Here is a 12,585-nt window from a genome sequence, read left to right on the forward strand (position 1 = left end):
ATCGAACATGCAGAGCTTTTTCACATTCCTTCAGCAGTATCCATACCTGCTGCTGTTCTTCGTCGTCGGCCTCGCCGTCTATATCGGCCGGGCCAGCATCAAAGGCTACGGCCTCGGCATGGTCGCCGGCGCCATCGTGGTGGGCGCGGGCCTGTCGGTGTGGGCTTCGACTTACGGGGTGAAGCTCGAACTGAACAACTTCGCCAAGAGCCTATTCTATTATCTGTTCATGTACGGCGTGGGCTTGCGCGTCGGTCCGTCCTTCATCAACAGCCTGAAGGGCGACGGCCTCAAGTTCTGCCTCCTCGCCGTCGTCTCCAGCGTGCTCGGCCTTGCTCTGGTGGTTATCGGTGCAAAGCTGTTTGCTCTCCCGACGGGAGCGGCCGGCGGCATGTTGGCAGGATCCCAGACCATGTCGGCGGCGATCGGCTCGGCCGAGCAGGCCATCACGTCCGGTGTCGTCAAGCTGCCTGCGGGCATGAAACCCGAGGACGCGTCCGGCATGATCGCGCTGTCCTACGGCATCACTTATATCTGGGGCACTGTCGGCATCATCCTGATCTGCAAATATCTGCCGCGCTGGTGGGGCGTCGACGCCAAGGCCGCTGCGAGGCAGTATGAGCAGGAGTTCGGCGTGAGGGATCTCGAAGGCGGCGGCCTCACCGGCTATCGCCAGTTCGGGCTGCGCGCTTATCGGTTGGAGAACCCTGCAACTGCCGGCATGAGCATCGCCAAATTCCGCGCCATGAATCCGGAGTACCGGATCGTCAACGTGGGACGGAACGGCGAGCCGCAAGGTGCCGATGCCGACCTCGTGCTGCAAAAGGGCGACATCGTCGCGCTTGGCGGTTCGACCGAGCATCTTGCCGACAAGATGGGCCTGATCGGTCCCGAGGTCGCCGATGCCAAGACCCTGGGCGTTCCCATGGACCAGGCGGACATCCTCGTGACCAACAAGGAGATGGTTGGGCGCACCTTCGAATCCTTCCGCGACTCGGCGATCGCCGGCCAGTTGCAGGTCACCAAGGTCGAGCGCGGCGGCGTGCAGATTCCGGCCGGTCTCAAGACCAAGCTCGAGCGGATGGACATCGTGTCGGTGGTCGGCCTGAAGTCCGCGGTCAACGAGCTCGGCGACATGTGGGGCCGCATCGCGCGGACCAACACGTCGACGGACCTGCTGACCCTGTCGGTCGGCATGATCATCGGCTTCCTGATCGGCATGGTCGAATTCCCGGCATTCGGGGCCAAGGTCGGTCTCGGCAACGCCGGCGGGCTGTTGCTATCGGGCGTGATCGTGTCCTCGATCGTGTCGCGGCTGCGCTTCTTCGGCAACACGCCGAATGCGGCCCGCAACGTGCTCGAGGATCTCGGCCTCGTCGTCTTCGTCGCCATCGTCGGCGTCAACGCCGGTGCGGGACTGCTGTCGCAGCTCACGGGCGCGATCGCCTTGAAGATCTTCATCGTCGGCTTCATCGCCTGCACGATCCCGCCGTTCATCGTCTGGGCGATCGGCTTCCATGTCTTCAAGATCAATCCGGCAGTGCTGATGGGCGGCGTGGCCGGTGCGCGGTCGCATTCCGGCCCGTGCCGCGAGGCCGCGGTTGAGATCCAGAGCTCCGTGCCCTGGATCGGTTTCCCGGTCGGTTACGCCGTCTCGGGCATCCTGCTCACGATCTTCGGTTACTTCGCAATGCTTCTGGCTCAATAGGTGAGCCAAACTCAGGGGAAAGTCATGAAGAAACTGGTTGCTGTAGCTGCTCTGCTCCTCGGTGTCGCTGCCTTCAGCGCGCCCTCGCGCGCCGAAACCGGCAGCGTCGCCGTGGTCTTCACCAAGGGCGGCTTCATCGTCGGTGTGGGAGGCGGCGAGGGGGTGCTGCACCTTCGCGGCAAGAATTATCCGTTCACCGTCTCCGGCATGAGCGTCGGTTTGACCGTGGGTGCCTCGACGACCAAGTTCGTCGGGCGTGCCTTGAACTTGCGGGGGCCAGCGTCGATCGAAGGCTCCTACGCGGTGGGCGGGGCCGGCGGCGCGGTTGCGGCTGGTGCTGGCGCGGTTCAACTGCAAAACGCGAACGGCGTGATCCTGCAGCTGAGCGGCCCGAAGGTGGGCGCCGAAGTGTCCGCAGCTGTCGGCGGCGTTACGATCCGGCTCAAATAGGCCGCATGCGCAAAGAGAATAGGCCGCGCGTTGGCGCGGCCTATCTATGTTCGGTCAACGTGTCCCACCAAAATCAGTATCGCTCTTCGACGAATTTCCGCCCGCGCAGGCTGGCCTGGTCATTGTAGCGCCCCTTATGAGAGCGTGGCGGCAGCTTGACCTTGTCGCGCTTGATCTTCTTGTAGGGGATCGTTTGCAGGATATGCGAGATGACGTTGAGCCGTGCGCGCCGCTTGTCGTCGGAGCGGATCAATCGCCACGGCGCGTGCTTGGTGTCGGTCGCCTCGAACATCATGTCGCGCGCGCGGGAATAGTCGTACCAGCGGCCGAACGACTCGGTGTCCATCGGGCTCAACTTCCACTGCCGCAGCGGATCCTCGATGCGAGCCTTGAAACGGAGTTCCTGCTCCTCCATCCCGACCTCGAGCCACAGTTTGATCAGGATGATGCCGGCGTCCACGGCGAACTTCTCGACCAGAGGACATAATTCCAGGAAGCGCTTGTGGTCGGCCGGCGAGCAGAAGCCCATGACGTATTCCACGCCGGCCCGGTTGTACCAGCTGCGATCGAAGATCACGATTTCGCCGCCGGCCGGATATTGCTCGATGTAGCGCTGCAGGAATAGCTGGGATTTTTGCCGGTCGGAGGGAGCCGGCAGGGCGCAGACGCGAAAGACGCGCGGACTGACCTTTTCGGTCAACGCCTTGATCGTCCCGCCCTTGCCGGCGGCATCGCGCCCTTCGAAGATGATGATCACTTTCAGTTTTTGGGCCTTGACCCATTCCTGCAGGTGACACAGTTCGACTTGGAGCTTGCCGAGCTCCTTCTCATACTCCTTCCGCTTCATCTTGTTCGCGGTTACGTCCTTGGCCATGCCCGTCCTTTCGCTGCTGCGTTTCATTCAGCCCAAGTCGCGCATTCCACGTCATTCAGGCCGACTTGTTCAGGTAAGTCAGTCGCCCCAGGAGATCGTGACGCCGATGTCGCCCGGCACGCCGCCAGGAAAATCGATGATCTGGTAGCCGATGCGATAGCCGCGCGGCTTCAGATAATCGGTCCAGAGCTGGAAGATTTCTTTCGGGATACCCGTCAGCGTCTTCTCCCAGCCCGCTTCTTGCTGGTTGATGGCACGGCCCTTGTCGGTGCACAGCGTGTTCGGAAAGCGATAGACCAGCACCTCGGTCAGCCCGTTGCGCACCGCACGCTGGATGATGCTGGCGGCAAGCTTGATTTTCTCGTCCTCGGTTTTGCCCGACGGTTTGCTCAGCCGTTCGATCAAGGCATTCTTTTCGGCCTCCGCCGCAGCGGCGAGCTTTGCATATTCCTCCGCCTTTTCGGCCTCCTTGAGGGCCGCTTCCTTGCGGATCTGCATGGCGTTGGGGATCAGGGTGTCGAGATTAGCGGACATTGCCGATGCCTCCTGCTGCTCTTTTGAGTGTTCCAGTGAGGCTAGATCGGAAGGGCGCCATTCCGTTGATTCAAATCAAGCAAAGCGGTGCCCTGGGACGGCAAAGTCGCGTGAAGTCCGTGACTGCTGGACCCCTGATCAGGAGAGCACGTTGAGCGAGCAGCTTCATCCGCTGGCACCACATCACCTGCCCTTCTACATCATCTCGCCTGGCGAGACCGATGTGCTGATGATCGTGACGGGCCTGATCCTGATCGGCGCCGTTTTCGGGGTTGGCGTTTTCTATTGGAATCTGCACAGCCTTCCGGAGCGGATGGCTCACAAGACTCAGAAGCTGCAGTTCGAGATCGTGGCCGTGCTAGGATTGATTTCCCTCTTCACGCACGAACACATCTATTGGATCGCCGGACTGATCCTTGCCCTCATCGATTTGCCGGACTTCAGCACGCCGCTCCGAAGCATTGCGGATTCCGTCGAGAAGATCGCGGACGCGCCGTCGGCCGCGAGCGCACTGACAGAGCGAGAGCCCGGCGCCACGGCAGTTCCGGTCGAGCACGACCGCCAAGACGTGATCGCCGGAGAGAGGGTGCACAGCCATGCTTGAACTTCTCATCTGCTCGCTATTGACCATCGTTCCCGATTACCTCTTTCGCCGCTTTGCCCAGGGCAAGCGGTTCGGCAAGGAAATTACGCTATTCTCGGTCTGGTACGAGCTGCGATGGGGTATCACCGGCTGCCTGATGCTCACCGTCTGCCTGATCACCAGCGTCTTCTTCTTCCACCCAGCCACCACCAATGCCGCGCTGCTGTTCCGGACTATTCCGATTCTGCCTGAGGGCTCAGGGCGTGTCGCGGAGGTCAATGTCGGCTACAGCGAGGACGTTAAGAAAGGACAGGTTCTTTTTCGGCTGGATAATTCGAAACAGGCGGCAGCTCTCGAAACGGCCAGGCGCAAGGTCGCGGAGGTCGACGCGTCAATGGCAACCGCAGCGGCTGAAGTGGTCAAGGCTGATGCGCAGATCCAGGAAGCCAAGGCCAACTACCAGCAGGCCAGGGACGAGCTGGAGGTCAAGACCGAGTTGCAGCGCCGAAATCCGGGGATCGTACCGCAACGGGACATCGAGAAGCTTCAGGTCCTGGTGGACCAGCGCCAGGCTGGCATCGATGCCGCAACCGCCGCCAAGGAGTCGGCGGCCCTGCAGGTCTCGACATTGTTGCCGGCCCAAAGGGCGAGCGCGCAGGCCGTGCTCTCGGAAGCGCAGGTGGAGTTCGACAAGACGTTCATCCGCGCGGGAGTGGATGGGCGTGTCGAGCAGTTCCTCGTTCGTGTCGGCGACGTCGTCAATCAATTGATGCGCCCGGCGGGCGTCCTGATTCCCGAGGGCGCCGGCCGGCAGCGGCTGCAGGCTGGATTTGGGCAGATCGAAGCTGGCGTAATGAGGGAAGGAATGGTTGCAGAGGCAACTTGCGTCTCGAAGCCATGGGTCGTGGTCCCCCTGGTCGTGACTTCGGTGCAGGATTACATCGCTGCGGGCCAGTTCCGCTCGGGCGAGCAACTCATCGACCTGCAGAACGTCGCCAAGCCCGGAACGATTCTCGCCTTCCTCGAACCGCTGTACAAGGGCGGACTTGACGGAGTGACCGCCGGCAGCACCTGCATCGTTAACGCCTACACCAGCAATCACGACGAGATCGTAGATCCGAAGACCTCGACCGGGCGGCGGATCGTTCTCCATGCCATCGATGCGATCGGCTTCGTTCATGCGCTGCTGCTGCGGATCCAGGCTCTGTTGCTGCCGTTCAAGACGCTGATCTTCAGCGGTGGTCACTAAACAAAACTGATTTCAAGGAAATTTTTGGATGTCAAAATTCAGAAAGTCGGTCGTTGCGATCGCGCTGACAATTTCCGCAATCTTTGCGTTGGCCGAACCTGCCGGTGCCGTTGACCTGAACGGTGCCTGGGCCACCAGCGCCGATCAGTGCGAGAAGGTGTTCACCCGTGAAGGAGGCAAGCTCGGCTTTACCGAGATGTCCGAGGTCTATGGCGGCGGCTTCATCGTCGACGGTGATCAGCTGATCGGCAAGTTCGCACGCTGCAAAGTGAAGGCCAGAAAGGACAACGGCTCGAGCGTCAACCTGATCGCGGCCTGCGCCACCGACATCATGCTGTCCAGTATTCAGTTCAGCGTGAAGGCATTGGATGCCGACAGCATCGTGCGGCTCTTTCCGGGTATGGAAGACATGGAGATCCGGTATCACCGATGTTCGTCGCAATAGACGGCTTCCAGCAGCGCGGTTGCAACCTGCACTAGTGCAAGAACGCCCAATGTGCTGTGATGGCGCCGTCCGCAGGACGCGCCGGAGAGAAACATGAGCAGGCGCAATTTCATTGCGTCGACCAAGCGGAAAGTTGCCAAGGTTGCGCTGTTGTGCCTCGGATTGGCGCTTTGGTGGGCCGCTGGAATAGGGCCAGCTCATGCTGACGAGCGCCGCGCACCCAAGCGCGTGTTGTTGTTGCATTCCTTCGGACGGGACTTCCTGCCCTGGAGCGAATACGCGCGCAACATCAAGATGAATCTCGAGCAGCGCTCGCCCTGGCCGCTCGACATTCAGGAGCACACGCTGCTGACCGCGCGGTTCACCGGGCCAGGTCCTGAAGGACCCTTCGTCGAGTATCTGCGCTCGATCTACCAAGGGCGTCCACCTGACATCGTGATGAGCATCGGCGGGCCTGCCGCCGGGTTCGTGCAGAAGCACCGCACGGATTTGTTTCCGAACGCGCCGATGGTCCTTACAACGGTGGAAGAACGGCTGATCGACCGCGCGAGCCTGACCGAGCAGGACACCGTGGTGTCGGTTCGCAACGACTTTGTTGCGGCATTCCGCAACGTGCTTCAGGTGCTGCCGGATACGCGGACGATCGCTCTCGTCATCGGTGCGTCCGAGCTGGAGAAATTCTGGCTCGATGAGGTCAAGAAGGATGTCGAGACGCTCGGAAATCGTGTTTCGTTCGTCTGGTACGGCGATCTGCCGTTCGACGAGATCCTGAAGCGCGCCTCGGCGCTCCCCCCACACACGGTTTTGTTCTGGGGCTTGATGTCTGTCGATGCAGCCGGGGTCGTTCATGACGGCGATCGCGCGCTGCAGCGCCTCCGTGCCGTTGCCAATGCCCCCATTTTCTGCTTCGAGGAGTCGTTCTTCGGACGCCACATCGTCGGCGGTCCCATGCATTCCATTCCCGAACTGGGCGAAAAGACTGCCGATGCGGCCCTGCGCATCCTCGGCGGCGAGAAGCCGGCAGACGTCAAGATCGAGCCTATCGTCTATGCTGCGCCGAAGTACGACTGGCGCGAATTGCAGCGATGGGGAATCAGCGAGAGCAACCTGCCTGAAGGCAGCGAGGTCCTGTTCCGGGAGCCAGGCATTTGGGAAGAATACCGTTGGCAGCTGGCTCTGATCGCCGCGGTGATTCTCATCCAGGCAGGGCTCATCAGCGGCTTGCTTCATGAGCGCCGGGGGCGACGCCTCGCCGAGGTCGAATCCCGACAGCGCCTGGCCGAGCTCGCGCATGTCAATCGTTACGCAGCCGTCGGAGAACTGACCGCGTCGATCGCCCATGAGCTGAATCAGCCCCTTGGTTCGATTTTGACCAACGCGGAGACGGCGGAGCTGATGCTGAAGGGCACTGCGCCCGATCTCGCCGAAATCGGCGAGATTCTTGCCGACATCAGGCGTGACGACCAGCGAGCCGGCGAGGTGATCCGCCGGTTGCGCAGCGTACTCAAGAAGGCGCCGTTCGAGATCAGGGATATCGAACTGAATGAAACGGTGCGGGAAGCGATCGGCCTGGTCGGTGATGTGGCGACAGGGCGCAATATCACGTTGGCGTTTTATGCCCCGCCGGAGATGGAGCTGCACGTCAAGGGCGATCCTGTCCAGCTGCAGCAGGTCGTCCTCAATTTGATCCTCAATGCGTTGGAGGCGATATCGGAAAGCAAGGCAGGCAAGCGCGAAGTCAGCGTCACCATGGGACGCTCGGCAGGGGCTGCCGAAATCCGGGTGGGCGACACGGGACCAGGCATCGCAATTGCCGATCTCAAAACCATCTTCGAGCCCTTCTTCACCACCAAGCCGGAGGGCATGGGCATGGGGCTGGCGATCGTGCGAACGATCGTCGAGGCGCACCACGGCACGATTTCCGCGGAGAACCAGCCGTTCGGCGGTGCTCTGTTCACGGTTCGCCTCCCGATCGCGAGTTAGCATCCCGCGCTGCAATGGGCGACGCTCCCGTTTCGTTGATTTTTGTCAATGAACGTCCCTCTCTCGGTCTCATGCTTATCGGCAGGACTGAAATGGAGGATGCGATGATCCGCTGCGGCAAGACGTTGCTCGCGCTCGCGCTGGTGCTGGCCGCGCCGGTTTGCGTGTCGGCCCAGACAAGCGACAAGTCGGCCGGACCAGCCCCGCAGGCGCAACCGGCCAGTCCCGCAACGCCGACGGCCGAGCTCCTCAAGCCCGAACAACTCGAAGCCCTGGTCGCGCCGATTGCGCTCTATCCCGACGAATTGCTGGCCAACGTGCTGGCCGCCTCGACCTATCCGTTGGAGGTAGTTCAGGCCGACCGGTGGCTGAAGGAACGCAAGAACCTCAAGGGCGACGCGCTGAAGACAGAGGTGGACAAGCAGGGCTGGGACGACAGCGTCAAGGCGCTGGCCAGCACCGCCGACGTCTTGACCATGATGAGCGATCAACTCGACTGGACCAAGAAGCTCGGCGACGCCTTTCTCGCGCAGCAGCCCGACGTGATGGACGCGATCCAGCGGCTGCGCAACAAGGCCTATGACAACAAGAAGCTGGTCACCACCAAGCAGCAGAAGGTCAGCGTCCAGTCTCAGGAAGGCAGGCAGGTCGTCGTGATCCAGCAGGCGGATCCAGCAGCGATGTATGTGCCGTATTACGACCCGGCCACCGTCTACGGCAGCTGGCCTTATGCGGAATATCCGCCGTATTATTGGGGCTATCCGTCCTATATCGGTGCGGGAGTGGTGGCGGCGGGCATCGCCTTCGGTACGGCCTGGGCGGTCGGACGCTGGGGCAATTACTGGGGCGGTGGCTGCAACTGGGGCAACCGCAACGTCTACGTCAATCACCGGACGACGAACATCGGCAACGGCTGGCAGCACAATCCGGCGCATCGACAGGGCGTGCGCTACAACAATGCGAACGTTCAGCAGAAATTCGGCAGCAGCAATCTGAAAGCGGGCGCGTCGGACCGGATGGACTTCCGCGGTCGCGACGGCAACCAGGTGCTGCGGCCCAATCAGGGGACGGGAGACCGAGCGGGCGACCGCGTTGGTGATCGGAATGGACCGGGTGATCGCGGAGGTGATCGCGCGGGGAATCGCGGCGATCGACCCGGCGGTGGTGATCGCGGCGGTGCCGGAGATCGTGCCAAAGGCGGCGGTGATCGCGCCAAGGCCGCTGCCAAAGGAGGCGGCGATCGCGCAAAGGCTGCAAACCGTGCCGGCGGCGGCGGCAATCGCGGCGGCGCGATGAACGTCTCGTCCGGTCGGTCCGCGGCCGCGGCGTCAGCGCGCGGGCGGTCGAGCATGGCAAGTATGCCGCGAGGTGGTGGCGGCGGACCGAGCATGGCTGGCCGAGGCGGCGGAGGTGGGATGGCGATGCGCGGCGGTGGAGGAGGCGGCGGTCGTGGAGGTGGCGGGGGCGGCCGGCGCTCCGATATCGCGCTGAAGCACGACATCGTCCTGCTCGGGCACCTCGCAAATGGCCTCGGCTATTATCGCTTCAGTTATATCGGCAGCGACAAGGCCTATGTCGGTGTGATGGCGCAGGAGGTCGAACAGGTGATGCCTGACGCAGTGGCTCGCGGCAGCGACGGCTATCTCCGCGTCTATTATGAAAAGCTTGGCCTGACATTCCGCACCTACCGCGATTGGCTTGCCGGCGGCGCGAAGATCCCTGCGGAGGTGATGCCATGATCAGTCTGAAATCGCTGCAGCGCGCGGTGTTGCCGGGCATGTTCGTGTTTGCGCTGCTTGGTTCCGTGGCCCAGGCACAGCAATCCTACAAGACGCCAGAGGACGCGGCCGCAGCGCTTGCTGCCGCAGTCAAGAGCGGGCCTCGTGATATCCTCAAAGTGCTCGGCAGGGCAGCCGAGGACATCGTCTCCTCCGGCGATGAGGTTGCCGACAACGACATCCGCCAGCGCTTCAGCTCGATGTACGAGGCCAAGCACGGCATCAAGGCGGAGGGCAACAAGAGCGCAACCCTCATCCTGGGAGCCGACGATTTCCCGTTCCCGATTCCGCTTGTCAACACCAAGGCGGGCTGGGAATTCGACACCGACGAGGGACGCATCGAAGTGCTTCGCCGGCGGATTGGACGCAACGAGCTCGACGCGATCCAGACCGCGCTCTCTTTTGTCGACGCGCAGAACGATTATGCCGATAAGGACCGCGGCGAGGGCGTCGGAGTCTACGCGCAGCACATCATGTCGTCGCCTGGCAAGAAGGATGGACTGTTCTGGCGCGACGACAACGATCCGAGCCCGCTAGGACCCCTGGCGGCGCAAGCCTCGAGCGAGGGCTACAAAGCCGGCGAGAGCATGACGCCCTATCACGGCTATTACTTCCGCATCCTGAAGGGGCAGGGGCCCGACGCCCCCGGGGGCGCCTTGAACTACGTCGTCAAAGGCAAGATGATCGGCGGCTTCGCGCTGATTGCGTGGCCGGCCGAGTACGGCAATTCCGGCGTGATGACCTTCCTGGTCAGTCATGCCGGCGTCGTCTACCAGAAGGATCTCGGCAAACGCACCGACTTCGTCGCCAAGCGCCTAACGCTGTTTGATCCCGACCAGACCTGGAAGAAGGTCGATGCCGCGAAGCCGTGAGATGACGGGCCCGCCGCTGCGGTCGCTCGGCCGCCTTGCCGCGATCGCGTTAATCGCCGTCACGATTCCAGCCGTTCCCGCGCTTGCGCAAGCTGCCGGCCAGGTCCGGGTCAAGATCGTAAAGGCGGGCCTGCTTTTGGGTGGCGGTGCCGGCAGTGGAGTATTGAACTATCGCGGTCGCAGCTATCCCTTCCGGGTCACAGGAATAAGCCTGGGGATCACGGCCGGCGCGACGGCCGGCCGCCTGTCAGGTTGGGCGTCCGGCATCAGGGAGGTCCGCGACTTCGCCGGCACCTACAGTTCGGTTGGTGGTGGCGGCGCTCTCGTCGGCGGTGTGGGTGGTGTTCACCTTCGAAACGACAATGGAGTTGTGATGGTGCTGCAAGGGCCCAAGGCCGGCCTTGAGATGGCCGCCAATCTCAGCGCGATCACGATCTCGCTGAAGTAAGCCAAATGCATTCTCTGCGGGATCATTTGGCCGCGGGCCGTTCAGATCCGGATTCCGGCGCAACGTCTTTCGCGCGATTTTACTCCCGCATCACCCAAATGGGTCATCATTGGGAAGCCTGGTTGGTCTAGTGATTTGTTCGCTTTCGTACCACCAAGCAGGGGTTTTGGTTGAGTCACCTTGGTAAAGATCGGGCGCCTGTCCAGATGAGCCGGAAGGACGGGTCCAGTTACTTCGCGATGTTCGATATCAAAGTCCGGAAGCGCTCCCGCTCCTGGGAATGGACGGTCTGCGCCTTGCCCGGAAAACCCGTGATGCTTGGCCGCGAGCGTAGCCGCGAGGCAGCCAGCTACAAAGGCGCGAGAGCTCTCTTCCTGCTGCTCTCGGCCCAACATACCGCGCCGCGTCGGGACCAGATCCGCTAGTCCCGGCGCGAAGCGTCCCGGACAGCGGCGAGCGCGCCGCTATCCTCACCTGCGTCCTTAAAACGCGTCGGGTCCGTGGCGTGGCCGGCATAGGAACCCTCCTCATCGTCAACGCTTGAATCTCCGGGTCAGCGTCGCCGCCGATGGCTGGCCTGCGTGGCCCCGCCTCCAAGTCCCCCCAGCCCCCCAGGGTGGGGCCGCGCGTCAGGAGAGGAGATGCAATTGTCCGAGCCGAGCGAGCAGGAGATCAGAGAGCGCGCGCACCAGCTATGGGAGCGCGCCGGCAAGCCCGAAGGCCGCGAGGACGAGTTCTGGCACGCGGCCGAGCAGGAGCTGCGCAACGAGGACAGGTCGGACACGATGCGGACGCCGGATACGCTATGAAGACGCCATGTCTGTTCTGCCGCGGTCTGGGCTGGGTTTGCGAAAACCACCCGCTACGCGCCTGGACCGAAGAGGCGGGCGGATGCCAATGCGGCGAAGGCATGCCGTGCACCTGCAACACGGTTGAGGACCCCGAGACGAGGGCCGTCATCGTCACGGCGGACACGACCTGGCACTAGAGGCGAGTGCATTCAACTGCGCTCGGCAATGGCGCTCTCGATCAGAAAAAAGCCGCCGGGCTCTTCACCTCGGCGGCTTCAAAAAGTCCGTAGCTGTTGATCGCCTCCGCAGCCTCGTGCGTACCGCCGTTACCTTGTTTGCGGCCATGCCGGATCCTTGTAGGCAAGGCGGTCCGATTCTGCTGTGACCCAAAGCACACAGAGAAGAAGCATGTCGGCAAGGCGATGTTGCTGCGGAGCCCGGCTGCTATTTCCGGCCGGATCCCGAAGTGCCGGTATTCGGGGCCGCGCTTCCCTGCGTCGTGCCGGCACCCGTCGCGTCCGGCGATGCGGGCGCGGATTTCGCCGGGGCACTCGATCCGCCGCCATTGTTGTCCGCCGGTGTATTCAAGCTCGAGGCTCCGGCGCCTGTCGTGCCGCCGGTGCCGGACGAATTGATGCTGGACCCGGTGTGGGATGCACCCGATCCGCTTTGCGCGCCGGCCGGCGATGTCGTGATCAGGGCCGCGACGAGTGCGACCAGGGCAGGGATCTTCATGTCGGTTCCTCCGGTTGAACGAGCAGGGATGAAAGGCGGCCGCTGAAGCACGATGTTGCGCGCTCATCGAACGGCAACTGCCGCGACGACTGAGAGTGCCTAATCGCGCGCAGCATTAGGAACTGGCGCATGTCT

The 12,585-nt window shown here is 62.6% G+C and carries 13 protein-coding genes; 11 read left to right on the forward strand and 2 right to left on the reverse strand.

Annotated elements, in window-relative coordinates; translation table 11 throughout:
- Positions 1-7 precede the first annotated feature (7 nt).
- Positions 8-1,708 (forward strand): aspartate:alanine exchanger family transporter, encoded by a 1,701-nt coding sequence (locus IF809_RS27140; protein WP_462839022.1) that lies wholly within the window; start codon positions 8-10, stop codon positions 1,706-1,708.
- Positions 1,709-1,732: 24 nt separating this feature from the next.
- Positions 1,733-2,158, forward strand: a complete 426-nt coding sequence (locus IF809_RS27145; protein ID WP_128964351.1) for a hypothetical protein — start codon at positions 1,733-1,735, stop codon at positions 2,156-2,158.
- Between the two features lie 73 nt (positions 2,159-2,231).
- Here the strand turns inward: IF809_RS27145 and ppk2 are convergent, their stop codons facing one another.
- Entirely contained in the window at positions 2,232-3,032 is an 801-nt protein-coding gene (gene ppk2 / locus IF809_RS27150; RefSeq protein WP_453982139.1) for a polyphosphate kinase 2, read from the reverse strand.
- Positions 3,033-3,110: 78 nt separating this feature from the next.
- Positions 3,111-3,566: a hypothetical protein gene (locus tag IF809_RS27155; RefSeq protein WP_462839023.1), complete on the reverse strand. Its 456-nt coding sequence runs from the start codon at positions 3,564-3,566 to the stop codon at positions 3,111-3,113.
- Positions 3,567-3,717: 151 nt separating this feature from the next.
- On the opposite strand from IF809_RS27155, the gene IF809_RS27160 reads away from it, so the two are divergent.
- The 9 genes from IF809_RS27160 (at position 3,718) to IF809_RS27200 (ending at position 12,496) form a co-directional block, all read left to right on the forward strand.
- Complete coding sequence (locus tag IF809_RS27160) at positions 3,718-4,170, forward strand: hypothetical protein (RefSeq protein WP_462839024.1); 453 nt, start codon at positions 3,718-3,720, stop codon at positions 4,168-4,170.
- A complete protein-coding gene (locus IF809_RS27165) occupies positions 4,163-5,398 on the forward strand; it encodes an HlyD family secretion protein (protein ID WP_462839025.1) in 1,236 nt (411 codons plus the stop codon). Before IF809_RS27160 ends, IF809_RS27165 begins: the two co-directional genes overlap by 8 nt.
- Positions 5,399-5,486: 88 nt before the next feature.
- On the forward strand, positions 5,487-5,843 hold the full coding sequence (locus tag IF809_RS27170; RefSeq protein WP_462839026.1) for a hypothetical protein: 357 nt from the start codon (positions 5,487-5,489) through the stop codon (positions 5,841-5,843).
- Between the two features lie 93 nt (positions 5,844-5,936).
- The gene (locus IF809_RS27175) at positions 5,937-7,826 is read left to right on the forward strand and encodes a sensor histidine kinase (RefSeq protein WP_462839027.1); all 1,890 of its coding nucleotides are present in this window, start codon (positions 5,937-5,939) and stop codon (positions 7,824-7,826) included.
- 104 nt (positions 7,827-7,930) lie between these two features.
- Positions 7,931-9,565, forward strand: a complete 1,635-nt coding sequence (locus IF809_RS27180) for a DUF3300 domain-containing protein (RefSeq protein ID WP_462839028.1) — start codon at positions 7,931-7,933, stop codon at positions 9,563-9,565.
- Complete coding sequence (locus IF809_RS27185; protein WP_462839029.1) at positions 9,562-10,476, forward strand: DUF2950 domain-containing protein; 915 nt, start codon at positions 9,562-9,564, stop codon at positions 10,474-10,476. Before IF809_RS27180 ends, IF809_RS27185 begins: the two co-directional genes overlap by 4 nt.
- Complete coding sequence (locus IF809_RS27190; protein ID WP_128964359.1) at positions 10,460-10,924, forward strand: hypothetical protein; 465 nt, start codon at positions 10,460-10,462, stop codon at positions 10,922-10,924. Before IF809_RS27185 ends, IF809_RS27190 begins: the two co-directional genes overlap by 17 nt.
- Positions 10,925-11,565: 641 nt before the next feature.
- Positions 11,566-11,733 carry a DUF2934 domain-containing protein gene (locus IF809_RS27195; RefSeq protein ID WP_373291540.1) on the forward strand — a complete coding sequence of 56 codons (168 nt, stop codon included), beginning with the start codon at positions 11,566-11,568 and terminating at the stop codon, positions 11,731-11,733.
- A 448-nt stretch (positions 11,734-12,181) separates the two neighbouring features.
- Entirely contained in the window at positions 12,182-12,496 is a 315-nt protein-coding gene (locus IF809_RS27200; RefSeq protein WP_164938472.1) for a hypothetical protein, read from the forward strand.
- Positions 12,497-12,585 lie beyond the last annotated feature (89 nt).

The organism is Bradyrhizobium sp. UFLA06-24 (genome assembly GCF_054967145.1).

Coding starts and splice junctions, on each gene's coding strand:
- IF809_RS27140 (WP_462839022.1), top strand. CDS start 8: ATGCAGAGCTTTTTCACATTCCTTCAGCAGTATCCATACCTGCTGCTG.
- IF809_RS27145 (WP_128964351.1), top strand. CDS start 1,733: ATGAAGAAACTGGTTGCTGTAGCTGCTCTGCTCCTCGGTGTCGCTGCC.
- ppk2 (WP_453982139.1), bottom strand. CDS start 3,032: ATGGCCAAGGACGTAACCGCGAACAAGATGAAGCGGAAGGAGTATGAG.
- IF809_RS27155 (WP_462839023.1), bottom strand. CDS start 3,566: ATGTCCGCTAATCTCGACACCCTGATCCCCAACGCCATGCAGATCCGC.
- IF809_RS27165 (WP_462839025.1), top strand. CDS start 4,163: ATGCTTGAACTTCTCATCTGCTCGCTATTGACCATCGTTCCCGATTAC.
- IF809_RS27175 (WP_462839027.1), top strand. CDS start 5,937: ATGAGCAGGCGCAATTTCATTGCGTCGACCAAGCGGAAAGTTGCCAAG.
- IF809_RS27180 (WP_462839028.1), top strand. CDS start 7,931: ATGATCCGCTGCGGCAAGACGTTGCTCGCGCTCGCGCTGGTGCTGGCC.
- IF809_RS27185 (WP_462839029.1), top strand. CDS start 9,562: ATGATCAGTCTGAAATCGCTGCAGCGCGCGGTGTTGCCGGGCATGTTC.
- IF809_RS27190 (WP_128964359.1), top strand. CDS start 10,460: ATGCCGCGAAGCCGTGAGATGACGGGCCCGCCGCTGCGGTCGCTCGGC.
- IF809_RS27195 (WP_373291540.1), top strand. CDS start 11,566: ATGCAATTGTCCGAGCCGAGCGAGCAGGAGATCAGAGAGCGCGCGCAC.